The following is a 26092-nucleotide window of genomic DNA, read 5'->3' on the forward strand; positions in this document are numbered from 1 at the left end:
CGGCGTCCGTGACCGCGAGCCGCCCTAGTCTGGTCCCATGGCAGGCGGCGCGGCGGACGAGCGGGGCGTGGCCTCCCGCGTGTTTGCGATCGCGGATGCGTTCGAGGGCGGCGACGGACTGACACTGAGCGAGGTCGCCCGCCGTGCCCGGCTGCCGCTGTCGACGACCCATCGGCTGCTGGCCGAGTGGGTGGAGTGGGGCGGGCTGGTGCGCGGGGAGGACGGCCGCTACCGGGTCGGGATCAAGCTGTGGAAGCTCGGGGTCCGGCAACCCACGGCTCGACGGCTGCGGGAGGTGGCGCTGCCCTACCTCGAGGACCTGCTGGAGGCGACGGGTGAGCACGTCCACCTCGCCGTCCGCGACGGTCTCGGTGCGGTGTACCTGGAGCGGCTGTCCGGGCCGGGTGCGGTGCCGGTGATCAGCGACGTCGGCTCGGTGCTGCCGCTGCATGCGACCGGGGTCGGGCTGGTGCTGCTCGCGTACTCGCCCCCCGAGACGCTGGAGGCGGTCCTCGCGGCGAAGCCGCGCAAGTTCCTGCCGAACACGCTCACCGGGGAGCGGGAGCTGCGCGAGCGGCTCGCCTCCATCCGCGCCGTCGGGCTCTCGGTGTCGGTCGAGGAGATGACGCGGGGCGCCTTCTCCGTCGCGGCGCCCATCCGGGACGCGGGCGGCGACGTCATAGCGGCCGTGTCGATCATCGCGCGGGCGGAGCGCCGGGCCGAGCCGCAGTTCGCGCTGGGTGTCCGGATGGCCGCGCGCGGCATCTCCGGAGCGTTCGGGACCGCCTCCCGCTGACTCCACCTTCCACTCAGTGGAAAACGTGGACCGCGGCGACGCGGCAAGCGCGACGATGTCCCTACCTTCCCGACGTCGTGAGAGGCAGAGCATGCGCACCCAGGTCGCCATCATCGGAGCGGGTCCCGCGGGGCTGCTCCTGGGCCACATCCTGCACCGGGCCGGCATCGACTTCGTCATCCTGGAGCAGAAGAGCAGGGAGTACGTGCTCGGTCGCATCCGCGCCGGCGTGCTCGAGCAGGGATCGGTCGACATCCTCCGCGAACTCGGACTCGACGCCGATCTGTCGGCCCGCGGGCTGACCCACCACGGCATCTACCTGCAGTTCGAGGGGCAACGCCGCCACCTGGACTTCGTCGACCTGGTGGGACGCACGGTCACGGTCTACGGGCAGCAGGCGCTGGTGAAGCACCTGCTCGCCGAGCACGACCGGCTCGGGTCCGACGTCCGCTTCGAGGTGGACGGCGTCGCCCCGCACGACATCGACACGGATGCGCCGTACGTCACGACGGCGGAGGGCGAACGGATCGACGGCGATTTCGTCGTCGGGGCCGACGGGTATCACGGCGTCTGCCGCCCGGCCATCCCGGGAGTGACGGCGCTGGAGCGCGGCTATCCGTTCGCGTGGCTCGGCATCCTCGCCGATGTCCCGCCCTCGACCGACGACCTGATCTACGCGCTGCATCCGGACGGGTTCGCGATGCACTCGATGCGGTCCCCCGAGGTGTCCCGCCTGTACCTGCAGGTCGACCCCGGCGAGTCGATCGAGGAGTGGCCGGACGACCGCATCTGGGAGGGGCTCCAGACCAGGCTCGGAGTGGACGGCTGGACGCTGCACGAAGGCCCGATCACCGAGAAGTCGATCACGCCGATGCGCAGCTTCGTCGCGTCCACCCTCGAGCACGGACGGCTGTTCCTCGTCGGGGATGCCGGTCACATCGTCCCCCCGACCGGTGCGAAGGGCCTCAACTCGGCCATCGCGGATGTCGCCCTTCTCGGGCGTTCCCTCGCCGCCCGGTACAGAGGGGACGAGTCGCCGCTGACCCGCTACAGCGCGTCCGCGCTGGCCCGGCAGTGGAAGGTGCAGCAGTTCTCGCAGTGGATGACCGAGATGCTGCACGTCCACCACGAGCTCCCGGACGCGTCGTCCCGCGCCTTCCGGTACCGCAGCCAGGTGGGGCAGCTGGAGTACACGACCGGTTCCCGTCACGCTCAGGCGGCGCTCGCCGAGCAGTACGCGGGCCTTCCCTTCTGAGGAGGAATAATGACGACGACCCAGGAGCAGATCAGCCGCGAGATCGCCGAAGCGCACGCGGCCGCCGTGGCCGCCGGCCCGCTGCCCGCCCATCCGGCGCGCGACTTCCTCCCGTACCGCAGCTCGGCGCTCCGGTATCCGACGCATCAACTGGTACGCGCGGACCCGGAGGAGATCGAACTCGTGTCGCCCGCGTTCGGGCATTCGGACGTCGCACCCGAGGAGTCCGACCTCACGATCCAGCACAGCGGCGAGCCCCTCGGCGAGCGGATCATCGTCGAAGGCCGGGTGCTGGATGGCGAGGGCCGCCCCGTGCGCCGCCAGCTGATCGAGGTCTGGCAGGCGAACTCCTCCGGCCGTTACGTGCACAAGCGCGACCAGCATCCCGCCCCGCTCGACCCGAACTTCACCGGGGTCGGCCGGGCGATCACCGGCGACGACGGCTCCTACCGCTTCGTCACGATCAAGCCCGGCCCGTACCCGTGGAAGAACCACCGCAACGCCTGGCGCCCGGCGCACATCCACTTCTCTGTGTTCGGCTCGGCGTTCACCCAGCGGCTGATCACGCAGATGTACTTCCCGAGCGACCCGCTGTTCGCGGTGGATCCGATCTACCAGTCCATCGCCGATCCGGCGGCGCGGCAGCGGTTGATCGCCGCGTACGATCACGACATCAGCGTGCCCGAGTGGGCCATGGGCTACCGGTGGGACATCGTGCTCACCGGCGGGCGGGCCACCTGGATGGAGCCGGAGGAGGGTGAGCATGCCTGACCAGGGGCAGTTCTTGCAGACGCCGTCCCAGACGGTGGGGCCATTCTTCGGCTACGCCCTCCCGTACGACGGCGACGCGGAGGTGACATCGCGCGCCGATCCCGACGCCATCCGGCTGCACGGCGCGGTCTTCGACGGTGCCGGCGTTCCGGTGCCGGACGCCATCCTCGAGATCTGGGGGCCGGATGCGGCGGGCACCCCGATCGCCGCGCGGGGGAGTCTGCAGCGCGACGGCTACACGGTCACCGGCTTCGGCCGCGCGGCGGTCGATCGCGCCGGTCGCTACACCTTCACGACAGTGCTCCCGGGAGCGACCGCCGAGGGACGCGCGCCCTACCTGCTCGTCACCGTGTTCGCCCGCGGGTTGCTGCACCACCTGTTCACGCGGGCGTACTTCTCGGAGGCGGACCCGTTCCTGGCGACCATCCCCGAGGACCGGCGCTCGACGCTGCTGGTCGAGCAGGACGGCCCCCGCAGCTACCGGTTCGACATCCGGCTGCAGGGCGACGGGGAGACGGTCTTCTTCGACTTCGTGGGGGATGGACGTGGCTGACGCCTTCGACTGGGGACTGCTCGAGCCGGCGGGCGAAGCCGCTTCGGCGGTCTCCGATGACCGCATCCTGCGGGCGATGGTCGAGGTCGAGCGTGCGCACCTCGCCGCCTGGAGCGGCCTGCTGGGCGTCGAGACGACCTCCAGCCTCGATTCGGGACTCCTCGACCGGGATGCGCTCCTCCGGGAGTCCCGGCGGGCCGGCGTCCCCATCGTGGGACTCGTGCAGGCTCTGCGCGAGCAGGGCGGCACGCTGGTGCATCAGGGGATGACCAGCCAGGACGTCATGGACTCCGCGCTGATGCTGGTGTCGCGGGATGCCCTGGCCGCATCGCGGGCGGCCCTGGTCGCCGCCGGCCGCCGGTTCTCCACCCTCGCCCGCGAGCACCGGGGCACTCCGTTCGCGGTCCGCACCCTCACCCAGGAGGCCGAGACGACGACGCTCGGCACGGTGTTCGGCGGGTGGCTCGACGTGCTGTCGTCGACGCTCGAGCTGCTCGATACCGCGAGTTTCCCGCTGCAACTCGGCGGCGCCGTCGGCGACGGCGACGCGTTCGCGCGGCTGTCCGGCGACCCGGACGCCGTCGTCGGGCTCCGCAGGCGGCTGGCCGACGCGCTCGGGCTCGCGGACCCGGGCCGTGCGTGGCACACCGACCGTTCGGCCGTGCTGGCCGTCGCGCGCGCCGCCCTGAGCGTGTGCGCGGCGGGCGGACGGATCGGCCGCGACCTCGGCCTGCTCGCGCGCGACGAGGTGGTCACACCCCTTCACGGCGGCGGGTCGTCCGCGATGCCGCACAAGAGCAACCCGGTCGACGCGGTCCTGCTGGTCGCCAACGGCCTGCGTGCGAGTGGGCCGGCGGCGGTGCTGCAGGCCACCGCGCTCAGCTACGACGCCCGGCCGGCGGGGGAGTGGCACGCCGAGTGGCAGCCGTGGCGCGAGAGCCTCCGTCTGGCCGTCGAGAGCGCGGGTCTGCTCGCCCATGCCGCGGAGGACCTCGTGGTGCAGGTGCGCCGGACCGCGACCGATCCCGCGAGCAGCCCTCGCGGGGGAGCCGCCGTCGATTCCGCTGTCGCGCGGTTCGAGCGAGCAGCCGGGGAGGGCGTCCGATGAGCGCGGTCCGGCTGCGCGGCGCGGTGACCCCGGCCTCGCCGACGGCCGCTGCGGCGCCGCTGCTCGTCCTCCTGCCGTCGCTCGGCACGACCGCCGAACTCTGGGACGGCGTCGTCGCGCGCTTCGCGGACGCACCGGGCCGTCCCCGCATCCTGCGCGTCGACCTGCCGGGCCACGGCCCCTCGCCGGCCGCGCGGGACGGGTTCACCGTCGGCGACCTGGCCGCGGGCGTGCGGCAGGTCGTCGACGAGGTCGGCGGCGGCGCGTTCCACCTGGCCGGGGACTCCCTCGGCGGGGCGGTCGCCCTGGAACTCGCGCTGACGTCACCCGACCGGGTGCTGAGCCTGGCCATGTTCTGCTCCGGCGCGGCGATCGGGACGCCGGAGGGATGGGCGGAGCGCGCCGCGCAGGTGCGCGCCTCGGGCACCGCATCCGTCGTGGCCGGCAGCGCACAGCGCTGGTTCGCCCCCGGCTACCTCGACGCACACCCCGACGGTCCCGGCGGGCACGCGCTGCGGACCCTCCTCGACGTGGACGACGAGTCGTACGCCCTGTGCTGCGAGGCGCTCGCCGCCTTCGACCGCCGCGCAGACCTCCCGCAGGTGAGCGCTCCGGCGCTCATCGTCGCCGGCGCGCACGACGCGGTGACCACTCCCGCGCTGATGCGCGAACTCGCCGACGGCATCCCGCACGCGCGCTTCGTCGAACTCGCGGACGCCGCGCACCTCATCCCGCTGGAGGACCCCGCGGCGACCGCCGACCTGCTCGCCGAACTGCTGGTGCCGGACGGCGGCGGGATGCGGGACGACGGGCGCGACGGGGTACGCGACGACGGGATGCGCATCCGCCGCGCGGTCCTGGGCGATGCACACGTCGACCGCGCGACGGCGGCGATCACCGCCGAGACGGCGGCGTTCCAGGACTTCATCACCCGGTACGCCTGGGGCGAGGTGTGGGGACGCCCCCAGCTGACGCGGCAGCAGCGCTCGATCGCGACGCTGGCGAGCCTGATCACCGGCGGTCACGGCAACGAGCTCCGCATGCACGTGCGCGCGGCGCTGCGCAACGGACTGACCAGGGAGGAGATCGCGGAAGTGGTCCACCACACGGCGCTGTACGCGGGACTGCCCGCGGCCAACAGTGCGATGGCCATCGCCCGCGAGGTCTTCGCGGAATCCGATCCCACGGAGGAGTCGAATGGATAAGACGTATGCGTCCGCCGCCGAGGCCGTTGCGGACATTCCGGATGGCGCATCGCTCGCGGTGGGCGGTTTCGGCCTGTCCGGCGTGCCGATCGTGAGCATCCGGGCGCTGCTGGCGTCAGGCGTCGGTGGGTTGGAGGTCGTGAGCAACAACTGCGGTGTGGACGGCTGGGGGCTGGGGGAGTTGCTGGCCGCGGGCCGCATCCGCCGGGTGATCGCGAGCTACATCGGGGAGAACAAGGAGTTCGCCCGGCAGTACCTCGGCGGCGAGGTGGAGGTAGAACTCACGCCGCAGGGCACGCTGGCCGAGCGGCTGCGTGCGGGTGGTGTCGGCATCCCGGCGTTCTTCACGGCGACCGGCGCGGGGACGGCGGTGTCCGACGGCGGCATGCCGATCCGCTACGCACCCGACGGGTCGGTCGCGGAGGCCAGCGCCCCGAAGGAGCTGCGCCCGTTCGACGTGTTCGGTCCGACCCGGGAGTACGTGCTGGAGACGGCGATCCGCACCGACTTCGGGTTGGTGCGCGCGGCGGTCGGTGACCGGCACGGCAACCTGCGGTTCGAGAAATCGACCCGCAACTTCAACCCGCTCGCTGGGATGGCCGGCCGGATCACGATCGCGGAGGTGGATGAGCTGGTCGAGCCGGGCGTGCTCGGCCCGGACGACATCCACCTGCCCGGCATCTACGTGGATCGGGTGGTCGCGTTGACGCCCGAGCAGTCCGCCGATCTGCCGATCGAGAAGACCACCGTCCGACCGCGCCCCGAGGGAGCCTGAGATGCCGCGAACCCGTGATGAGCTGGCCGCCCGAGCCGCCCTCGAACTGGAGGACGGCTCCTACGTCAACCTGGGGATCGGGCTGCCCACGCTCATCCCGAACCATCTGCCGGAGGGGGTGCACGTCGTGCTGCACTCCGAGAACGGCGTCCTCGGCGTGGGCCCGTATCCGTGGGAGGGCGAGGAGGACCCCAAGCTCATCAACGCGGGCAAGGAGACCGTCACCGTTCTCCCCGGCGCGAGCTACTTCGACTCGGCGACGAGCTTCGGGATGATCCGCGGCGGCCGGATCGCCACCGCCGTCCTCGGAGCCATGCAGGTCTCGGCTGCGGGCGACATCGCCAACTGGGCGGTGCCCGGCAAGATGGTGAAGGGGATGGGCGGGGCCATGGACCTGGTCAACGGCGCCGAGCGGGTCATCGTGGTCATGGAGCACGTCGCGAAGGACGGGACACCCAAGCTCGTCGAGCAGTGCACCCTCCCCCTGACCGGGCGCGCCTGCGTCGACCGGATCATCACCGACCTCGCGGTGATCGACGTCACCAACGACGGGCTCGTGCTGCGCGAACTCGCCCCTGGAGTGACCGAGGAACAGGTGCTCGACGCGACAGGGGCGCCTTTGACGATCGCGCTGGAGAAGATCGATGCCTGAGCTGCGCGAGGTCGTCATCTGCTCGCCGCTGCGGACCCCGGTCGGCCGGATGGGCGGAGCGCTCGCCCCGGTGCCCGCGCTCGCGCTCGCCGAGACCGTCCTGCGTGCGCTGCTCGAACGCACACGCATCGATCCGGCGGCGGTGGAGGGCGTGATCGGTTCGCAGGGCTACCCGACGATGGAGGCGCCCGCCTTCGGCCGTGTCGCGGCGCTGAACGCCGGCTTCCCGGTGACGACCACCGGGTACCAGCTCGACCGGCGCTGCGGCTCCGGGCTGCAGGCCGTCATCAACGCCGCGATGGAGGTGCAGACCGGCGCGAGCGATGTGCTGATCGCCCTCGGCGCCGAATCGATGTCGAACGCTCCTCTCTATACAGAGCAGGGGCGGCGCGGTCTCCCGCCGGGCGGCCTCCTGCTGCACGACGCGCTCGCGCGCGGGCGGGAGACGGTCGGCGGACGGGAGTTCCCGACTCCCGAGGGCAATGTCGGGACCGCCGAGACGCTGCGGCGCGAGTACGGCATCTCCCGCGAGGCCCAGGATGCGCTCGCCCTGCGCTCGCACCAGCGTGCGGTCGCCGCGCAGGAGTCCGGTGCGTTCGACGCCGAGCTCGTGCCGGTGACTGTGCCCGGCCGTCGTGGCGACGTCGTCGTGGACCGCGATGAGCATCCCCGCGCCGACACCACGCTCGACGCGCTGGCGGCGCTGCGTCCCATCCTCGGACGGGACGACGCGGAGGCCACCGTCACCGCCGGCAACTCCAGCGGCCAGAACGACGCTGCTGCGGCAGCCATCGTCACGACGCCGGGGCGCGCCGCCGCTCTTGGGCTGACCCCCCTCCTGCGGCTGCGCTCCTGGGCGGTCGCCGGGAACGACCCGCGCGTGTTCGGGGTCGCGCCGGTCCCCGCGGCGAACCGCGCCCTCGAGCGTGCGGGCCTCGGATGGTCCGACCTCGACATCATCGAGCTCAACGAGGCCTTCGCCGTGCAGGTGCTCGCGTGCCTCGCGGACTGGGGCATCGACGCGGAGGACCCACGGCTCAACCCGCGCGGCAGCGGTATCTCGATCGGGCATCCCATCGGCGCGACCGGCCTGCGGATGCTCGCCACGCTCGCCCACGAGCTCCCGGCCGTCGACGGAACCCTCGCCGTGGAGACGATGTGCATCGGCGGTGGTCAGGCCCTCGCGGCAGTGTTCGAGCGGGTGTGATCAGCGGGCGCGATCGCGCCGCAGCTCCAGAATTGTAATGCCTTTACATTACTCTCCGGCTCGCTTACTCTCGTCCCAACTCGAAGGGGAGTAGGACATGGACGACCGTGAAGACGCCAACCCGATCGTGGTGCTCGGCGGGGGGCCGGCCGGCATGGCCAGTGCGCTCTCGCTGCATACCGCCGGGCATCCCGTGATCATCCTGGAGCGCTACCGCGAGGCACGGCCCGCGGGGAACATCCTGAATCTGTGGCCGCCGCCCATCAAGGCGCTGCGAGCCATGGGTGTGGACACGACCGATCTCGGCGCGCCCTGCCACACGACGTTCCGAAGCGCGGGTGGACATGTCCGAGCGGACATCCGCATCCCGGAATCCGTGACCGCCGAATTCGGCGGCGGCTTCATCGGGATGCTCCGGCCCGACCTGTACGAGCGGATGCTCGCCGCCCTGCCCGACGGGATGCTGCGCACCCACCAGGAGGTCGTCAGCATCCACGACGGCGGTCAGGATGTCGTGCTACTCGGGCTCGCCGACGGCTCGACCATCGAGACGCCGGTCCTCGTCGGCGCGGACGGTATCGACTCGATGGTGCGCGCCCAGCTGTGGGGCGCGAGCGAGAAACGCGACCACCGGTTGCACATCATCGGGGGCTACACCTTCGAGCCGGTTCCGTCAGCGGAGAAGGGCGAGGCGGTGCTGACGCACGACCGCGAGGTCCAGGGAAGCTACACGTCGATCCGGCGCGGCGCGGAGGAAGGCTTCCAGTGGTGGGTGCTGGAGGCCTGGGACCCGAGCCGTGAGCCTCCGGCCGATCTCCACGCGCACGCGCTCGCGCTCGCCGGGCGCTTCGGGGGCGCCCTGGAGGAACTGGTGCGGCTCACGCCCGCGGAGCACGAGCAGCGGTGGCCCATCCGCGACCGCAAGCCGCTCACGCAGTGGTCGAAAGGGCGCGTCACCCTCGCGGGCGATGCGGCGCATGCGACCTCGCCGTACGCGGCGTACGGGGCGGGGATGTCCATCTGCGACGGCTACTTCCTCGGACAGGCGCTGCACGGTGTCGATCTCGCGGACCGCCGGGCGGTCGAGGCTGCGCTCGTGCGGTACGAGACCCCGCGCATCCCGCACACGACGGCTCAGGTGCAGCAGGCGTACGCGCTGGGTCAGGCGTTCCACCACGCTCCCCGCCCGTTGCGGCCGGTTCGGGACTTCCTGCTGGATCACACCCCGCTCCTCCAGAAGCAGGTGGGTGAGAGGAGCCCGGGCGAGATCATCGCACAACTCGACGAGATGGGTGCCGGCATCACCTCGCCGGCCCTGAGATGACGTCCGGGTTCGCCGAGCGGGCGCCGCTCCAAGCCAGGAGCCGGGACACGTGGGAACGGGTGCTGCTGACCGCGTCGGGTCTATTCGAAGCGGGCGGATGGGAGGCGCTGACCATCGCAGAGGTCTGTCGTCGCTCCGGCGTCTCCGCTCCGTCGATCTACGCGCGGGTGGATGGGCGTGCCGGGCTCTTCGCGGCGGTCTACCAGCTGGGCCTCGACCGCATGCGCGCGACGGAGGATCGGCTCGTCGACGCGGGGGCCGGTGTCGCGGGTGCTGACGACGCCGCCGCGCGGGCGGTCGGCGTCATCACGTGCCTCTTCCGGGATCACGCCCCCTTCCTGCGGGCGGTCATCTCGCACTCGGTGGACGACCCGGAGCTTCTTGAAGCGGGCGCACGGGAGTCCCGCCGCATGGTCGCGCGGCTCGCCGCCGCTCTCGACAGCCCCAGCGGAGACGAGATCGTCCGCGTCCTCTACTCGGAGTGCGTGCTGCGCACGATGTACGGCGAGCACTTCCTCGTGGAGGAGGAATCGTTCGAGGACTACCAGGCGCGACTTCACCGACTGGCGACCGCCCTTCTGGCTCAAGATGTGCGCTTAGGTTGAAAAACGACGAAAGCATGTCGTAGAATGACCATGACGTCGGGGCTCGCGCCCGTTCCTCTCCGTAAAGCCGCGGGGAGGGCACAAACCGTCGCGTCGATCGCCGATCGTTCGGCCTCGCGTATGCCACTCTCGCCTCTCCGGTTCCGACTCCTCGTCACCTCCCTCCTGGTCGTCTCCTTCCTCGGCGCCCTCGACAACACCGTCGTGAGCACGGCAATTGCCACGGTCGCCGGCCAGCTCGGTGCGCTCGAGCACATGAGCTGGATCGTCGTCGGCTACATGCTGGCGAGCACGGTCCTGCTGCCGGTGCTCGGCAAGCTCGGCGACCGGATCGGCCCCCGCGCCGTGTTCCTCAGCTCGGTGACGGTCTTCATCCTCGCGTCGGTCGCCTGCGGCTTCGCGGGCGGGATCGTCTGGCTGATCGTCGCCCGCGTGATCCAGGGGATGAGCTCGGCCGGCCTCCAGCTGATGTCGCAGACGATCATCGCCGAGACCACGACCCCGCGGCAGCGGCCCAAGTACCTCGCGATCATCGGAGCGGCCTTCCCCATCGCCATCCTGATCGGCCCGGTGCTCGGCGGGATCATCACCGACACCTGGGGGTGGCCCTGGGTGTTCTGGATCAACGCCCCCGTCGGCATCGTCGCGCTCGCGCTCGCCGTCGTGGCGGTGCCGCACATCGCCCCAGGCCGGCGTGGACGATTCGACATCGCGGGTGCGGTAGCGCTGACCATCGGGCTCGTCGCGCTCGTGCTCGCCGTGACCTGGGTCGGGGATCCGGCACTGGCGGGCGGGACGATCTCCGCCTTCGCCGTCGCGGCCGTCGCCATCGTCGCGTTCTTCGTCATCGAGCTCCGGGTCGACGAACCGCTCGTGCAGCTGTCCCACTTCACCGACCGCACTGTCGCCGCGGGCACCGCCATCTCGGCCATCGTCGGCATCGGTCTGTTCTCGATCACGTCGTACCTCCCCACCTACTTCCAGATGGCCTACCGCACGAGCGCCACCGTCTCCGGGCTCGTCCCCATCGCGACCGTGTTCGGGATGCTGGTGAGCAACCTGGCGACCGGATGGCTCGTCAGCCGGACCGGGCACTACCGGATCTACCCCCTCGTCGGCACGATGCTCGGTGCGGCTGGGCTCGGAGTCATGGCCCTGCTGCCCGCCGGCGCGCCGCTCTGGGCGCCCACCGTGGCGATGGCGGTCGTCGGCCTGGGGACGGGTGCCTTCATGAGCCTCATCGTCGCCGTCGTGCAGAGCGCCGTCCCGCGCGAGGAGACGGGCACCATGACGGCGACCGTCAACCTCGTTCGCCAGGTCGGCGCGACCGTCGCCACCGCCCTGATCGGCGGGATCATCGGCACCAGCGTCGCGATGCTTCTGCCGGGCGGCCTCGACGCGGCGACGCTCACGCCCGCGATCGTCCACGCCCAGGACGTCGCGATCCAGCGACAGGTCGCCGACGTCTATCAGAGCGTGTTCGTCCCCATCTTCTTCGGGCTCGCCGCGACCTACCTCGTCGGGGTGGTCGCGTCGATCCTGCTGCCGAACATCCGGCTGTCCGACGATCCCGGCCCGCTGCGCGACGCGACCGAGTCCGTCCCCGCCTGAACCCACGACCATCCCACAGGAGCAGAGCACCATGACCCCAGCACCGACCATCGCCGTCGTCGGCAGCGGACCGATCGGATCCGCGTACGCCCGCATCCTGCTCGAAGCGCTGCCGGACGCGCGCGTCGTCATGTTCGAGGCCGGCCCGCAGCTGACGGCCATCGCCGGCGAGAACGTGCGCAACATCCCGGACCCGGACGAGAAGGAGCGTGCCCGCGAGCGCTCCCAGGGGCCGCAGGCGGGCGCGTTCCGCGAGTCGCTCGGCATCCCGGGGTCCGTGGTGGTCGAGGGGATGTTCACCGCGCGCGGCGGCACGCACCTGCTCGACTTCGGCGGCCCCGGCGCTGCGCACACGGTCGGGTTCCCCGCGGCCGCCGCCTCGACGAACGTGGGCGGGATGGGCGCGCACTGGACCTGCGCGACGCCGAGCCCGTCGTTCAGCGAGCGCATCCCGTTCATCCCAGACGCCGAGTGGGAGGAGCTGGTCGCCGAGGCGTCCCGCCTGCTGCACGTGCAGACCGCCGCGTTCGCCGACTCCGAGATCGGGGGCGCCATCCGGTCGTTGCTGGCCGAGGAGTTCGCCGGCGAGCTGCCCGAAGGCTACGGCCCGAGCACCCTTCCCGTCTCGGGTGACCCGCAGCCGGACGGCACCATGCGCTGGGCCGGCGCGGATGTGGTGCTCGGGCCGCTGCTCGACCCGGAGAGCGCGCTCGCCGACCGGTTCGAGCTGCGCGACCTGTCCCTCGTCCGCCGCGTCGACCACACGGACGGCGTCGTGACCGGCGTCACCGTCGAGGACCTCCGCAGCCACGAGGTCTACTCGGTCGACGCCGACCTGGTGGTGGTCGCCGCTGACGCCTTCCGCTCTCCTCAGCTTCTCTGGGCGTCCGGGATCCGGCCGCACGCGCTCGGTCACTACCTGACCGAGCACCCCGTCGTCATCTCGACCGTCGCGCTGGACGCGCAGGCAATGAGCCGGTTTGCGACCGAGCAGGAGCTCGACCGGGAGCTCGCGCGCCGCGCTGTCAACCCGGCCGATCCGGTCGCCGCCGTCAACCGCATCCCGTTCTCGGAGCCCGCCCACCCGTTCTCGCTCCAGGTGATGTACGCCGAGAACCCGCCGTTCCAGCTCGACCCCGACCACCCGGCCGCGGGCAACCGCTGGGGGTACGTCAACATGGGCTACGGGATGCGCAAGCAGCCTCGCTGGGACGACGCCGTGACGTTCGACGACGCCGAGCCCGACTACCGCGGGTTCCCGAACATGACGATCACCTACGCGCTGACCGACAGCGAGGAGCGCGAGATCGCCGAGGCGACCGAGCGGCTGCGGCGCGCGGGCAACGCGCTCGGCTCGTTCGTGGCCGAGCCGCGGCTGCTGCCGAACGGGTCCAGCCTCCACTACCAGGGCACCATGCGCATGGGCGCCGCGGACGACGGCACCTCGGTCGCCGATCCCGCGTCGCGGGTGTGGGGCTACGAGAACCTCGTCGTGGGCGGCAACGCGCTGATCCCCACCGCCACGGCGATGAACCCCACGCTGATGAGCGTCGCGATCGCCGTCCGCGGAGCGCGGGCGGCCGCCGAGCGGCTGGCGGCGGCCGTCGGGGCCGAAGCGCGCAACTGACGTACACGAGGACGAGAGAAAGAGGACGGGATGCTCGAAGAGCAACTGATACAGACGGCGGGATTCCGCAACGTCGGGCCGAAGGACGCGCGCACGGGGTTCCAGCTGCGCGTCCGGAGCCCGTACTACCGGGGACTCTGGGCGAACCTGATCGAGAAGCCGACCGTGACGGTCGACGGCGAACAGTTCGACGGCGAGCGCATCCGCTGGACGCTCCCCGCGGGCGAGTTCTCCCTCGCCGAACTCGGCGAATCCCCCGACGCGCGCTGGCCGCTCGGCCACGCCGCGGTGCTCACCGTTCCGCACGAGGGCGGCCTGGCGCGCGGCATCCACGACGTCACGCTGGAGCTCCGGCTGCGGATGTCGTACATCCCCGAAGAACTGCAACCGTCCATCTGGACCGCGTCGCGGAAGGCGGTGATCGTCGAATGACCGCGAACGAGCTCCCCTTCGGCCTCGGCGTCTCCCTGTACAGCTACACCGACGACATCGGCGTGACGATGACGGTCGAGGAGTGCATCGCCGACGTCGCAGACCTCGGCGCCACCGGCCTCGAGATCCTCGGCGAGGGTCACATCGAGGACTACCCGAACCCGTCGACCGCGTGGATCGACGCCTGGTTCGCGCGCAACGAGCGGCTGGGCCTGACGCCGACCCTCTACGGCTCGTGGATCGACACCCGCCGCTTCCCCGGGCGGGGGATGACCGCGGACGAGGGCGCACAGCAGCTCGAACTCGACCTGCGACTCGCCTCCACCCTCGGCTTCTCGTTCGTACGCCCCAAGATCGGCGTGATCTCGGAGGACCTGCGGGTCGACCCGATCTGGCAGGAGGCGGTCGAGCGCAACCTGCAGCTCGCCGCCGACCTCGACATCGTGATCTGCCCGGAGATCCACTGGCCGACCGTCATCAAGTCGGCCGTCGTGGAGGAGTACCTGGAGTTCAAGGACCGCACGGGTTCCGAGCACTTCGGGCTGCTGATCGACACCGGCGTCTTCGAGCTGTCCCCGTACCCGCGCAGGGGCGGCAGCGCCTCCTTCCGCATGGGCGACGGCTCGGCACGACCCCCGGTGGTCCCGTTCGTCCCGGTGTCCGACCTCGCCGACGTCATGGCGCACACCGTCTACTTCCAGGCCAAGTTCTACGAGGTGGACGACGACCTCGTCGACCACTACATCCCCTGGCGGGACATCATCGACGTCGTCGTCGACGCCGGCTACACGGGCTGGCTGTCGAGCGAGTACGAAGGCCACCACGAGCCGTACCGTGCACCCGACCAGCTGCGCCGGCAGCACGCCCTCATCCGCACCATCGCCGCCGAAAGCGCGGCGCTCCCAGACAGGAACTGACCATGCCCAACGGACTCATCGACGACGCGAGCCTGCGCGTCCACCCGGAGGGCCTTGCGCTCGCCCTCACCATCCCCTGGTACCGCAGCCTCTGGCTGTCGTCGGTGACGACGCTGCAGCTCACGCTCGACGGGGTGGAGGTGTCGGAGGAGGACCTCGCCTTCGAGTTGGATGGCGTGCGCTACGCCATCGCGGACCTCCCGCGGCAGAGCGACGTGCTCTGGTACCTGCAGTCGCATCCGCTGCTCATCGTGCGACGGGAGCCGGCGGTCGGGCTCGGCGAGACGCACGAAGTCGAGCTGCACGGCGAGCTGCGGCTCCCGTACATGCAGATCGTGCCGGGGCAGGACGGCGGTCCCGGAGTGTACGTGCCGAACGTGGTCCACCAGCGGCTGACGCTGACCGCGACCGACCGCGACGCGACCCCTCCCGTCTTCGAGAGCGCCTTCGCGCCGCCGCCCGAGGCGACCGACGAGGATCCGTTCGAGCTGGGACTCACCCTGTACTCGGCCAGCGCGGAGTTCCGGGCGGGATGGTTCGACTTCGACGGCCTGCTCGACCGGGTCGCAGAGCTCGGCATCGGACCGGGCATCGAGATCGTCGCCTCGCAGGTGCTGCCGACCTACCCGGTCGTGTCCGACGAGTTCGTGGCGACCTGGCGGGAGGCATTCGACCGGCACGGCTTCGACGCCAGCTCGTTCGGCGCGAACCTGGACATGGGCAAGCGGCGCGACCGTGACATGACCCCGGATGAGGAGTTCGAGGTCAGCGAGCTGCTGTTCCGCGGGGCGAAGAAGCTCGGCTTCCCGTTGGTGCGCATCCAGTCGGCCAAGCCGGAGCTGCTGCGGCGCCTGCTTCCCGTGGCCGAAGACCTGGAGCTGAAGCTCGCCTACGAGATCCATGCTCCGCTGGGGCCCAACTCGCCCGAGATCGTCAAGGTGCGCGACCTCTACGACGAGCTGGACTCGCCGCTGCTCGGCTTCGTCGCCGACTTCTCGTCCACCATGCACAGCATGTCGCCGACGCTGCTCCGCGCCGTGCGCCGGGCGGGACTCGGCGACGAGGAGGTGCAGCGTCTGCAGGAGATCTGGGCGACGGATGCTCCGATGCGCGCCCGCCAGGAGGAGTTCATCGGCTACCTGAACAGCCGGGGCTTCGATCCGGGACGCCTCGGCGCGTTCGCCCACCTCGCCTTCAACATGCACGGGCACGTCGACCCGCGCGAGTGGTCGGACATCATGCCGCAGATCCTGCACGTGCACGCGAAGTTCTACGACATCGACGAGAACGGCCAGGAGCCGGCGATCGACTACCCGGAGCTCGTGCGGGTCTTCGTCGAGGGCGGCTACCGCGGCTACTGGTCGAGCGAGTGGGAGGGCCACGCCTTCGCGGAGCTCGGCGAGGTCGACCCGCTCGTCCTCGTGCGCAAGCAGCACGACCTCATCCGCGCGAGCATGCGGGCGCTTCAGCCGGCCGGGCGGTGAGGGCGCGGCATGACGGACACCCAGCCCGACCTCCGGACGCTCCCGCTCGCCGACGCGCTCGCCTGGCTGCGTGAGCACGGCGAGCCGGCCGACCCGAGGCCGGACATCGACACGGCGTCGCTGCGCAGACGGTTCCCGCGCCTCGCGCACGTGCGGACGCGCGACCTCGTCGTGGATGCGCCGAGCGGCCCGCAGCCGGCGCGGCTCTATCGCGACGACACGGTGGAGCACACAGGCGCTGCGCTGGTGTGGGTGCACGGCGGCGCCTTCATCGGCGGATACCTCGACATGCCCGAGTCGAACTGGGTCGCCCTGGAGCTCGCCTCCCGGGGCATCCCCGTGCTCGCCGTCGACTACGTCAAGTGCCTCGGCGACGTGCACTTCCCGGCTCCGTCCGACGACGTGCTCGCCGCCTGGCGCTTCGCGGCGGGACGCAGCCCCGAACTGCTCGGGGTCGAGCCGGACGCGCTGCTGCTCGGCGGCGCGAGCGCCGGCGGGAACCTCGCGGCGGGGGCGGTGACGCGGCTCCGGGATGCGGGGAGGACGCTGCCCGCCGGTGTCGTGCTGGTGTACCCGGCCCTCGACCCAGACGGCGCGCACCCCGGCAGCGCGCCGGACCCCGATTCGCCGTTCGTCCGGCTGTCGCTGAACTTCGCCGGCTCGGCGGCTGCGCTGCAGGACCCCCACGCGTTCCCCGGCCTGGGCTCCGTCGGGGCCTTCCCGCCGACCCTCGTGGTCGTCTGCGAGCAGGATCGCCTCCGACCCTCGGGCGAAGCGTTCGCCCGGCGCCTCGCGGGTGCCGGGCGCGACGCGACCCTGCACGTGGAGCCGGACGCCGACCACGCGCACATCGACGAGCCGTCGCATCCCGGCGCCGTCCGCACGCTGGAGGCCATCGCGGCCTGGATGGGGGACCTCCCGCGCTAGCTCAGGTGTGCTCGCCGGCGGCGATGATCCGCCCGGCGTCCTCGAACAGCGAGCGCATCCAGGCGTGCTCGGGGTCGTGCGTGTGCACGGGATGCCACCACAGTGCGTTGACGATGGGGGTCGGCGCGAAGGGCAGTTCGACCACGCGCACCGCAGCGGCGCGCTTCGCGAGCGGGGCGAGCGCCGAGTGGATGATGCCGACCCGGCGGGTGCCCGCGATGAAGTGCGGGATCGCCATGAAGCTCTCCACCACGACCTCGACGTTCGGCTCGATCCCGAGCTGCTGGACCTGGCGCTCGGCCGAGGTGAACGCCGACCGGGACTGGTAGTTCATCACCCAGGGGAGCTTCGACATCTCCTCCCGGGAGAGCGAATCGCCGACGTCCTCGTTGGTCTCCGAGACGATCGCGACCCAGTCGTCCTGCCACAGGTCGGCGAACGGCAGCTCGGTCAGGAAGCCGTGCGGGATGACCATCCCGTCGACGGAACGGAGCCGGTTCGAGGCGTCTTCGACCACGGTCGGGTTGTGCAGCATGAACCGGAAATGGACGCCCGGCGCCTGCGCCGCCGCCAGCTCGGAGACGACGCGGCCGATGGTGGTGAAGCCGTAGTCGGAGCCGAAGATCGAGAACTGGCGCACGGACTCCGCCGGGTCCCAGGCGGCCTGGCTGTCGAACACGCGCCGCGCGGCCTCGAGGGCGATCGTCGTGTGGTCGGCCAGCCGCAGGGCCAGCGGCGTCAGCTCGTAGGTGTTGCCGCGGCGCGCGAGGATGGGGTCGCCGAAGTGGATGCGCAGCCGCGAGAGCGACGCGCTGAGGGCCGGCTGGCTGAGCCGTAGGCGCTCCGCGGCGCGGGTCACGCTGCGTTCGGTGAGGAGGGCGTCGAGCGCGATCAGCAGGTTCAGGTCGAGCCGCGACATCAGCGGATAATCGGTCACGACGGTGTGATCCTTCCTTCATCGGAGCGGCTCTGCGGGCTCACTATATCCAGGCTCGCCGTGGCGGGCACCGGCGGGCCGTATCGATCGCGTATCGACCGAGCTTATGTCGGGGATAAGCAGAACTACCGTTGTTTATCTGCTTTAGCGCTGCGAAACTCGAAAACGCCCCCAGAGGGCCGACGACACAGCCGCCGCCCTCATCGACAACGAAGTCTTAGAAGAGGTCAATCCGATGAAGCACTCACGCAGGAGCCGCACAACACGGCTCGCCTGGCTCGCCATCCCTGCTGCCGCGGGCCTCCTGCTGGCTGGTTGCTCCAGCAGCGGGTCCACCGGCAAGGAGCCCCAGACCATCACCTTCGCCTTCGGCGCGACGAACGACCAGGACAAGGCGGCTTACACCGGCCTCGCCAAGTCGTTCGAGGCCGAGAACAAGGGCGTCACGGTCACTCCCCAGAACCTCCCCGTCCAGAGCTACCCGACCACCATCGCCACCCGCGTGCAGGGCGGCAACGCTCCCGACACGTTCTACGCCGAGGGCGGCACCGGCCAGTCCAACTCCGTCCTCCCGTGGGCGAAGTCCGGACTCGTGCTCCCGCTCGACGACGCCGCGATCAAGGCGGACATCCCCGACTCGGCCAAGAGCCTCTGGACGTACAACGGCAAGGTCTACGGCGTCCCGCTCGGGACCCAGCTGAACGGCGTGATCTACAACGACGAGCTGGCGAAGTCGATCGGCGTGAACATCGACGCCACGACGAGCCTCGACGACATCATCGCCCAGTGCGGCAAGGCGCGCTCCGCGGGCAAGACCGTCTACGGTCTCGCCGGGTCCACGTTCCAGAACAACGGCATCCTCGCCGTCGCCGTCGCCACCTCGACCGTCTACGGCCCGGACAAGGACTGGAACCAGAAGCGCGCCCAGAACAAGGTCACCTTCGCCGGAACCAAGGGCTGGACCACCGCCCTGGAGTCGATCAAGAAGATGTACGACGGCGGATGCTTCCAGGACGGCGCGACCAGCGCCGGCTTCGACGCGCTGACCAACGGCGCCTCCTCGGGCAAGATCCTCGGCTTCTTCGCCCCGAGCGCCGCGGCCCAGCAGATCATGCAAGCCGCCGGCGGTCACGTGAAGTTGATCACCCTGCCGGTCGGCGCGCCGGACGGCACCAAGACCTACCTGTCGCTGAGCTCCGACCAGGGCGTCACCGCGAGTGCCAAGACCAAGAGCCCCAAACTCGCCACCGACTTCCTGAAGTACATCGTCTCGGACAAGGGCCAGCAGGAGTACTCCAAGCTGGTCGGCACCATCCCGGTGAACGTCAAGAGCAACTCGACGCTGCTTCCGCAGTACGAGTCGATCAAGGACCAGATCGCGAAGAACGACACCCGCGGCTACGCGCCGACCGAATGGCCGAACGCCAAGATCTACACCGATCTCGGCAACGGCGTGCAGGGCATCCTGACCGGTCAGATGACCGTCAAGCAGGTGCTGCAGCAGATGGACACCGACTGGGGTTGATCCGGTGACCCGGGCGGCCTGCTTCCCCGGGCAGGCCGCCCGAACCCCGTTGAAAGGAACGAATCGATGACGACGCAGTCAGAGGTGCGGACGATGACCGAAACGCAGACCCACGTGCAGGCGCCCCGGCGCGCACCGGCCCGGAAGTCGTACCACGTACGGCTCGGCAGCTGGTGGTGGGCCCTCCCCGCACTCGTGCTGATGATCGTCGTGATCTACGCGACCACGATCGCGGGCGGCTTCTTCGCCTTCACGAACTGGTCGGGCCTCGGTCCGTTCGACTTCGTCGGCCTCCAGAACTTCGTCAAGATCTTCAAGACCCCTGAGCTCATCGGCTCGCTCTGGAACACCCTGTTCCTCGCCTTCGGCTTCCTGGTCCTCACGAACATCCTCGGGCTGCTGTTCGCCCTGGCGCTCAACCGCACGCTCAAGTCGCGCTACGTCCTGCGGACGCTGATCTTCATGCCGGTGGTCGTCAGCCCGATCGCCGTCTCGTACATCTGGAAGTTCATCTTCGACTACAACGGACCGCTCAACCAGGCGCTCACCGCGGTCGGCGTCCCCAAGCAGAACTGGCTCGCCGACCCGACGCTCGCGATCTGGTGCGTGCTCGTCGTGCTGGTCTGGCAGAACATCGGCTTCGTCATGGTGATCTACCTGGCCGGACTCGCCACCGTCCCCATCGAGATGGAGGAGGCGGCCGCGCTCGACGGCGCGAGCCCGTTCCGGCGCTTCCGGTTCGTGGTGCTGCCGATGATCCAGCCGTCCGTCGCCATCGCCACCACGCTGACGCTCATCCAGGGCCTCCGGGTCTTCGACCAGGTGGTCGCGCTGACCGGAGGCGGCCCGGCGGGAGCCACGCAGACGCTCGCGCTGGAGATCTACCAGCAGGCGTTCACCTACCAGGAGTTCGGCTTCGGGGCGGCGCTCGCCCTCATCCTGAGCCTGCTCATCCTGCTCTTCTCCATCGCCCAGCAGTGGGCGACCCGCGATCGCTCGGCCAAGGAGGCGTGAACCGTGTTCCGCTACACGAAGAAGACCCTCACGATCGAGATCATCACCCTGCTCGCCGCGGCGATCATGCTGCTGCCGTTCTGGATCCTGCTGGTGGGGTCGTTCAAGACCCTCCCCGACATCCTGAGCTCGGCGGCCGTCGCCCCGCCGACGAGTCCGACGTTCGACAACTTCGTCCAGCTGCTCTCGCCGGCCTCCAGCTCGTCGGGCAACATCTGGGCCGGTCTCGCCTCGAGCCTCGTCATCACGTCGGGCAGCATCTTCCTGCTCGTCGCGCTCGGATCGGTCGCCGCCTACGGGATCGCGCGCTCCACCAGCAAGTGGAGCCGGCGCTCCTACTACCTGTTCCTCACGGCCATCATCCTGCCGACGCAGCTCGGAACCCTTCCGCTCTACATCGGTGCCCGCAACGTCGGGCTCGTTGGCAACCCGTGGGGCATGATCCTGATCTACACCGGGATGCTGCTGCCGCTGTCGGTCTTCCTCTACGCCAACTTCTTCCGGAACCTCAGCCAGGAGTACGAGGAGGCGGCCGTCATCGACGGCGCGAACCGGTACCAGGTGTTCTGGCGTGTGGTCTTCCCACTGATGTCGCCCGCGACCGGGACAGTGGCCATCCTCGCCGGACTGATCGTCTGGAACGACTTCTTCACCTCGCTGATCTTCCTGAACGGGACGCCGTACCAGACGCTCCCGGTCGTCATGTACAGCTACGTCGGCTCGCTGGTCTCGCAGTGGAACCTGATCTTCGCGGTCGTCATCGTCTCGATGATCCCGATCCTCGCGTTCTACGCCTTCGCCCAGAAGAAGTTCATCCAGGGCTACGCCGGCGGACTCAAAGGCTGACGCATGGCCGACGCACCGCGGTCCGCCCCCGACCTCGGGGACGGGACCTTCCTCAACCCCGTCCTGCCCGGCGACCGGCCCGATCCGGCCGTGCTGCGGGTCGGCGAGCAGTACTACCTGACGTACTCGTCGTTCGATGCGTCGCCCGGGCTGACCATCTGGCGTTCGCCGGACCTCGTCAACTGGACCTTCGTCACCTGCGCGCTGCAGCATCCGCTGACCACGGTCTTCGCGCCGGACTTCATCGAGCATGACGGCCGGTACTACCTGTACATCCCGTTCATCCCGAGCGCCTGGTCGGATGCGATCGACGAGCCGCAGATCTGGGTGATCCACGCGGACAGCCCGGAAGGCCCGTGGAGCGAACCGGTCTACACCGGCGTCTCCGGCGCCATCGACCCGGGCCACGTCGTGGGGGAGGACGGCGAGCGCTACCTGTTCGTCAACGGCATCCGCAGCTGCCGGCTGAGCCGGGACGGACTCCGGGCGGTCACGGACCTCGAGCGGGTCTACGACGGCTGGCGGTATCCCGAGGAGTGGGTCACCGAGGCGTACGCGCTGGAGGGGCCGAAGCTCTTCCGTCGAGGGGAGTGGTTCTACCTGGTGAGCGCCGTCGGCGGCACCGGCGGACCCGCGACCGGTCACATGGTGATCGTCGCGCGCTCGCGCTCGGTCCACGGCCCGTGGGAGAACGCCCCCGGCAACCCGATCGCGCGCACCTGGTCCGCCGACGAGACGTGGTGGTCGCGCGGACACGCGACCATCCTCGACGCGCCGGACGGGACGTGGTGGATGGTGTCGCACGGCTACGCCAACGGCTACCGCACGCTCGGGCGGCAGGGGCTGCTCGAGCCGATCGAGTGGACGGACGACGGATGGCCGGTGGCGGCCGCATCCGATATCGGGGTTCCGTTGCGGAAGCCGGCCGGAGCGTCCGGGCCGGTCGCCGTCCCGGCCCCGACCGACGACTTCTCGTCTCCCGCCTGGGGGGAGCGCTGGGTGTTCGACAACCCCGGGCCGGAGGAGGCGAGCCGCGCGGAGTTCGGCGACGGCCTCGTGCTCCGCGCGGCGGGCACGTCGCCGGCCGACTCGTCGCCGCTCACCGCCTGGGCGATGGACGAGGCCTACGAGATCGAGGTGGAGGTCGAGGTCCGCGAGGGCGCGACCGGCGGGCTCCTGCTCTACTTCGACGACCGCATGTTCTTCGGCATGGGGTGGGACGGCGCGGCGCTGCCCTCGTACGCGGGCGGCATCCGGACGCATTGGCGCGAGCCGGCCGAACCCGGCGCGACCGTCCAGCTCCGCCTCCGCAACGACCACCACATCGTGACCGGCTGGCACCGGCGCCCGGGCGAGCCGTGGACGCGTCACGGCGTCCGGTACGACACCGCCGGTGCTCACTCGGCGACCATGAACGACCTGAAGAGCCTGCGTCCCGCGCTGTTCGCGGCGGGCGACGGCGAGGTCGTGTTCCGGGACTTCCGGTACCGCCCGTTGCAGGGTGGGACACCCGTCGAGGTCGCGCCATGACCCTCGACCGGCTGCGCGACGCCGTCACGGGTACCGTCCCGAACGCGATCATGCCCCTGTTCTGGCAGAAGGGTGCGCCCCTCGAGGTCGTGCGCGAGGAGATGGAACGCATTGGCGACGCCGGGATCGGCGCGGTGATCCTCGAAGCCCGACCGCATCCCGACTTCCTCGGCGACGGCTGGTGGCGCGATGTGGATGCGGTGCTCGAGATCGCCCGCCGACGCGGGATGAAGGTGTGGTTCTTCGACGACGACACGTTCCCGACCGGTCACGCCGGCGGTGCGGTGGAATCGGCGCCGGCCGGACTCCGCCGGCACTTCCTCACCGAGCGGCACACGGACGCCGTCGGCCCCGCGCGCGGCGCCTCGTTCATCGTCGAGCGGCGGAAGTTCTGGGGACCGGAGTCCGCGCAGGAGCCGGGCGCCCTCCTCCGGGTGCTCGCCTATCCGCGTGCCGAGGACTCGGACGAGCTCACCGGCGACCCGGTGGATCTGACCGACCGCATCGACGACGGGATCCTGCACTGGGACATCCCCGACGGCTGGTGGCGCGTCTTCTTCCTCTCCGTGGTCGAGGGGGGCGGGAGCGAACGGCATGCGAACCACATCGACTACCTCAACCCGGCCTCGACCCGATTGCTCATCGACTCCGTCTACGAGCGCATCCACGACCGGTACGCCGACGAGTTCGGCGAGACCATCGCAGGGTTCTTCAGCGATGAGCCGGGGCTCTACAACGACCCGGACACGTTCGACTTCGGTTCGCGCCTCGGCGGAGCCGTGCCGTTGCCGTGGAACGACGCGCTCGCCGAGCGGCTGTCCGAGCGGCTCGGGGAGGATGCGTCGGCGCTCCTCCCGCTGCTCTGGTCGCCGGCGGGCGGTCGCGAGCGCGCCGTGCGCTACGCCTTCATGGATGCGGTGAGCGCCCTGTACTCGCAGAACTTCAGCGGGCGGCTCGGCGACTGGTGCCGCGCCCACGGCGTGGAGTACATCGGCCACGTCATCGAGGACAACGGCGCTCACGCCCGCCTCGGCCCCGGAGCGGGGCACTACTTCCGCGCCATGGCCGGGCAGGACCTCGCCGGCATCGACATCATCGGCGGGCAGGTCGTCCCGGGCTTCGCACGCGGCCCGTTCGGCAATCTGTCGGGTGCGGCGGAGGGGGAGTTCTTCCACTTCGGGCTGGCGAAGCTCGCGTCCTCCGCGGCGCACATCGACCCGCTCAAGCAGGGCCGGTCGATGTGCGAGACGATCGGCGCCTACGGCTGGTACGCGGGCCTGCGGCTGTTCACCTGGCTCACCGACCACCTCCTGGTGCGCGGTGTGACCCATGTGGTGCCGCACGCGTTCTCCCCGGCGCCGTTCCCGGATCCGGACTGCCCTCCGCACTTCTACGCCCACGGCCAGAACCCGCAGTACCCGTACCAGCGGCTGCTGAGCGGGTACACGAACCGGCTGAGCCACCTGCTCCAGAGCGGTTCGCACGTCGCGCCGTTCGCCGTGCTCTATCACGCGGAGGCGGAGTGGCTCGGGGAGGCGATGCCGTCGGAGCGGCCGCTGCGGCTGCTGATGGAGGCGCAACTGGACGCCGACATAGTCCCGGCCGACGCACTGCCCTCGGCGGTCCTCGATCGCTCGAAGCTGACGCTCGGCGCCGAGACGTACGACGCGCTGATCGTCCCGGGCAGCGCATTCCTGCCGGAGCACGTGGCGCAGCAGCTCCTCCGTCTCGACGACGCCGGCGTTCCGGTCGTCTTCGTGGGCTCGGTGCCCGAGATCGCCGGTGGGAGCGACGCCGACGCCCTGCGCATCCGGTTCCGCCAGGTGTCGCAGAAGCGGCTCGTCGACTCCGTCTCCGGGATGACCGAGCGCGCCGTGCAGCTGGACCGTCCGCATCCGTCGCTGCGCGTGCTCCGCCGCGCAGCGGACAAGGCGGACATCGTCATGCTGGTCAACGAGTCGGTGCGGGATGCCGTCCGCGCCGAAGCGGCGATCCCGCGGGCCGGATCCGTGGTCGCGTTCGACGCGTTCACCGGGACGCTGACGGCAGTGCCCAGCACCGGCGACGCGCAGGGAACCCGGGTCGCTCTGGACCTCGCGCCGGGTGCCGCGGCGGTGCTCATCGTGGGCACGCGCGACGCCTGGGACGGGCTGCCGGTCGCGCCGGCCGCCGAGCGCGGCGACGCGGTCGTCCTCGCCTCGACCTGGTCGGTCGCGACCGCCGCTGCGGGCGCGCCCTTCGAGGAGTGGCGTGAGCTCGACGACCTCCGCCCGCTGAGCGCACCGGATCTGCTCCCTCGGTTCAGCGGGACCGCCCGTTACTCCACGTCGTTCGACGCACCCGGGACGGGCCTTCCGCACGCCCTCGACCTCGGCGAGGTGTTCGAGCTCGCGACCGTCCGCCTGAACGGTGTCGACCTCGGCAGCCGGATCGCGCCGCCGTACGTCTTCGAGGTCCCGGAGGGCGTGCTCGCCCCGACGAACCTCCTGGAGGTCGACGTGACCAACACGCTCGCGAAGGCGCAGCCCGACTTCTTCTCCGCCTTCGCGCAGCAGGACCCCAGCGGACTGCTCGGACCAGTCACGATCGCCCCGCTCACCCGGGAGGACCGCGCATGACCGGCAACCGTGCCGCCTTCGAGCGGTTCTGCGATCTCTTCTACACGCAGAAGCGCGTCGCCGACGCCTTCGCGTTCCTCGTCGCCGACGACTACCGGCAGCACAACCCGAACCTCGCGGACGGTCCGGCCGTCGCGGTCGAGGCCCTCACCCCGAAGTTCGACGGCGACCCGGAGGCGCGCTTCGAGATCCAGCGCATCCTCGTCGACGGCGACCTGGCCATGGTGCACGTCAAAGCGTCCGGGCCCGGACGCCCGGATGCGGCCGTCGCCGACATCTACCGCTTCCACGACGGCCGGATCGTCGAGCACTGGGATGTGCTTCAGGCCGTGCCCGCGCATCCCGTCCACGACCACCCGATGTTCTGAACAGG

General features: G+C 70.7%; 24 protein-coding genes. 23 read left to right on the top strand and 1 reads right to left on the bottom strand.

Annotation, left to right across the window (positions count from 1 at the left end):
• Positions 1 to 37: 37 nt before the first annotated feature.
• From QRN40_RS10620 to QRN40_RS10700, 17 genes are all read left to right on the top strand, one after another.
• Complete coding sequence (locus QRN40_RS10620) at positions 38 to 796, top strand: IclR family transcriptional regulator (protein ID WP_285115589.1); 759 nt, start codon at positions 38 to 40, stop codon at positions 794 to 796.
• A 91-nt stretch (positions 797 to 887) separates the two neighbouring features.
• Positions 888 to 2051: a 4-hydroxybenzoate 3-monooxygenase gene (locus QRN40_RS10625; protein WP_285115590.1), complete on the top strand. Its 1164-nt coding sequence runs from the start codon at positions 888 to 890 to the stop codon at positions 2049 to 2051.
• Positions 2052 to 2060: 9 nt separating this feature from the next.
• A complete protein-coding gene (gene pcaH, locus QRN40_RS10630; RefSeq protein ID WP_285115591.1) occupies positions 2061 to 2822 on the top strand; it encodes a protocatechuate 3,4-dioxygenase subunit beta in 762 nt (253 codons plus the stop codon).
• Positions 2815 to 3375, top strand: coding sequence for a protocatechuate 3,4-dioxygenase subunit alpha (gene pcaG / locus QRN40_RS10635; RefSeq protein ID WP_285115592.1), 561 nt, complete (start codon positions 2815 to 2817; stop codon positions 3373 to 3375). The genes pcaH and pcaG overlap by 8 nt, the downstream gene beginning before the upstream one ends.
• Positions 3368 to 4483: a lyase family protein gene (locus QRN40_RS10640; RefSeq protein WP_285115593.1), complete on the top strand. Its 1116-nt coding sequence runs from the start codon at positions 3368 to 3370 to the stop codon at positions 4481 to 4483. The genes pcaG and QRN40_RS10640 overlap by 8 nt, the downstream gene beginning before the upstream one ends.
• Complete coding sequence (pcaDC, locus tag QRN40_RS10645) at positions 4480 to 5688, top strand: bifunctional 3-oxoadipate enol-lactonase/4-carboxymuconolactone decarboxylase PcaDC (RefSeq protein WP_285115594.1); 1209 nt, start codon at positions 4480 to 4482, stop codon at positions 5686 to 5688. The genes QRN40_RS10640 and pcaDC overlap by 4 nt, the downstream gene beginning before the upstream one ends.
• Positions 5681 to 6463 carry a CoA transferase subunit A gene (locus tag QRN40_RS10650; protein WP_285115595.1) on the top strand — a complete coding sequence of 261 codons (783 nt, stop codon included), beginning with the start codon at positions 5681 to 5683 and terminating at the stop codon, positions 6461 to 6463. The genes pcaDC and QRN40_RS10650 overlap by 8 nt, the downstream gene beginning before the upstream one ends.
• Before the next feature lies 1 nt (position 6464).
• The gene (locus QRN40_RS10655; protein WP_285115596.1) at positions 6465 to 7115 is read left to right on the top strand and encodes a CoA transferase subunit B; all 651 of its coding nucleotides are present in this window, start codon (positions 6465 to 6467) and stop codon (positions 7113 to 7115) included.
• Entirely contained in the window at positions 7108 to 8322 is a 1215-nt protein-coding gene (locus QRN40_RS10660) for an acetyl-CoA C-acetyltransferase (protein ID WP_285115597.1), read from the top strand. Before QRN40_RS10655 ends, QRN40_RS10660 begins: the two co-directional genes overlap by 8 nt.
• Before the next feature lie 97 nt (positions 8323 to 8419).
• The gene (locus QRN40_RS10665) at positions 8420 to 9646 is read left to right on the top strand and encodes an FAD-dependent oxidoreductase (RefSeq protein ID WP_285115598.1); all 1227 of its coding nucleotides are present in this window, start codon (positions 8420 to 8422) and stop codon (positions 9644 to 9646) included.
• Positions 9643 to 10251, top strand: coding sequence for a TetR/AcrR family transcriptional regulator (locus QRN40_RS10670; RefSeq protein WP_285115599.1), 609 nt, complete (start codon positions 9643 to 9645; stop codon positions 10249 to 10251). Before QRN40_RS10665 ends, QRN40_RS10670 begins: the two co-directional genes overlap by 4 nt.
• A 120-nt stretch (positions 10252 to 10371) precedes the next feature.
• Complete coding sequence (locus QRN40_RS10675; RefSeq protein WP_285115600.1) at positions 10372 to 11862, top strand: MDR family MFS transporter; 1491 nt, start codon at positions 10372 to 10374, stop codon at positions 11860 to 11862.
• Positions 11863 to 11893: 31 nt separating this feature from the next.
• Positions 11894 to 13489, top strand: a complete 1596-nt coding sequence (locus tag QRN40_RS10680) for a GMC oxidoreductase (protein ID WP_285115601.1) — start codon at positions 11894 to 11896, stop codon at positions 13487 to 13489.
• Between the two features lie 30 nt (positions 13490 to 13519).
• Positions 13520 to 13921, top strand: coding sequence for a C-glycoside deglycosidase beta subunit domain-containing protein (locus tag QRN40_RS10685; protein WP_285115602.1), 402 nt, complete (start codon positions 13520 to 13522; stop codon positions 13919 to 13921).
• On the top strand, positions 13918 to 14838 hold the full coding sequence (locus QRN40_RS10690) for a sugar phosphate isomerase/epimerase family protein (RefSeq protein ID WP_285115603.1): 921 nt from the start codon (positions 13918 to 13920) through the stop codon (positions 14836 to 14838). The genes QRN40_RS10685 and QRN40_RS10690 overlap by 4 nt, the downstream gene beginning before the upstream one ends.
• Positions 14839 to 14840: 2 nt before the next feature.
• The gene (locus QRN40_RS10695; protein WP_285115604.1) at positions 14841 to 16322 is read left to right on the top strand and encodes a C-glycoside deglycosidase beta subunit domain-containing protein; all 1482 of its coding nucleotides are present in this window, start codon (positions 14841 to 14843) and stop codon (positions 16320 to 16322) included.
• Positions 16323 to 16331: 9 nt separating this feature from the next.
• Positions 16332 to 17249 carry an alpha/beta hydrolase gene (locus tag QRN40_RS10700; protein WP_285115605.1) on the top strand — a complete coding sequence of 306 codons (918 nt, stop codon included), beginning with the start codon at positions 16332 to 16334 and terminating at the stop codon, positions 17247 to 17249.
• Position 17250: 1 nt separating this feature from the next.
• On the opposite strand, the gene QRN40_RS10705 is transcribed toward QRN40_RS10700, so the two are convergent.
• A complete protein-coding gene (locus QRN40_RS10705) occupies positions 17251 to 18186 on the bottom strand; it encodes a LysR family transcriptional regulator (protein WP_285115606.1) in 936 nt (311 codons plus the stop codon).
• A 235-nt stretch (positions 18187 to 18421) separates the two neighbouring features.
• On the opposite strand from QRN40_RS10705, the gene QRN40_RS10710 reads away from it, so the two are divergent.
• The 6 genes from QRN40_RS10710 (at position 18422) to QRN40_RS10735 (ending at position 26087) form a co-directional block, all read left to right on the top strand.
• Positions 18422 to 19711: an ABC transporter substrate-binding protein gene (locus QRN40_RS10710; protein ID WP_285115607.1), complete on the top strand. Its 1290-nt coding sequence runs from the start codon at positions 18422 to 18424 to the stop codon at positions 19709 to 19711.
• A 66-nt stretch (positions 19712 to 19777) separates the two neighbouring features.
• Positions 19778 to 20725 carry a carbohydrate ABC transporter permease gene (locus QRN40_RS10715; protein ID WP_285115608.1) on the top strand — a complete coding sequence of 316 codons (948 nt, stop codon included), beginning with the start codon at positions 19778 to 19780 and terminating at the stop codon, positions 20723 to 20725.
• 3 nt (positions 20726 to 20728) lie between these two features.
• Positions 20729 to 21571 (top strand): carbohydrate ABC transporter permease, encoded by an 843-nt coding sequence (locus tag QRN40_RS10720; RefSeq protein WP_285115609.1) that lies wholly within the window; start codon positions 20729 to 20731, stop codon positions 21569 to 21571.
• Positions 21572 to 21574: 3 nt separating this feature from the next.
• The gene (locus QRN40_RS10725) at positions 21575 to 23101 is read left to right on the top strand and encodes a family 43 glycosylhydrolase (RefSeq protein ID WP_285115610.1); all 1527 of its coding nucleotides are present in this window, start codon (positions 21575 to 21577) and stop codon (positions 23099 to 23101) included.
• Complete coding sequence (locus QRN40_RS10730) at positions 23098 to 25719, top strand: glycosyl hydrolase family 2 protein (protein ID WP_285115611.1); 2622 nt, start codon at positions 23098 to 23100, stop codon at positions 25717 to 25719. The genes QRN40_RS10725 and QRN40_RS10730 overlap by 4 nt, the downstream gene beginning before the upstream one ends.
• Positions 25716 to 26087, top strand: coding sequence for a nuclear transport factor 2 family protein (locus tag QRN40_RS10735; protein WP_285115612.1), 372 nt, complete (start codon positions 25716 to 25718; stop codon positions 26085 to 26087). The genes QRN40_RS10730 and QRN40_RS10735 overlap by 4 nt, the downstream gene beginning before the upstream one ends.
• The last annotated feature ends 5 nt before the right edge of the window (positions 26088 to 26092 follow it).

The sequence above is a fragment of the Leifsonia sp. fls2-241-R2A-40a genome (genome assembly GCF_030209575.1).
Taxonomy (GTDB): domain Bacteria; phylum Actinomycetota; class Actinomycetes; order Actinomycetales; family Microbacteriaceae; genus Leifsonia.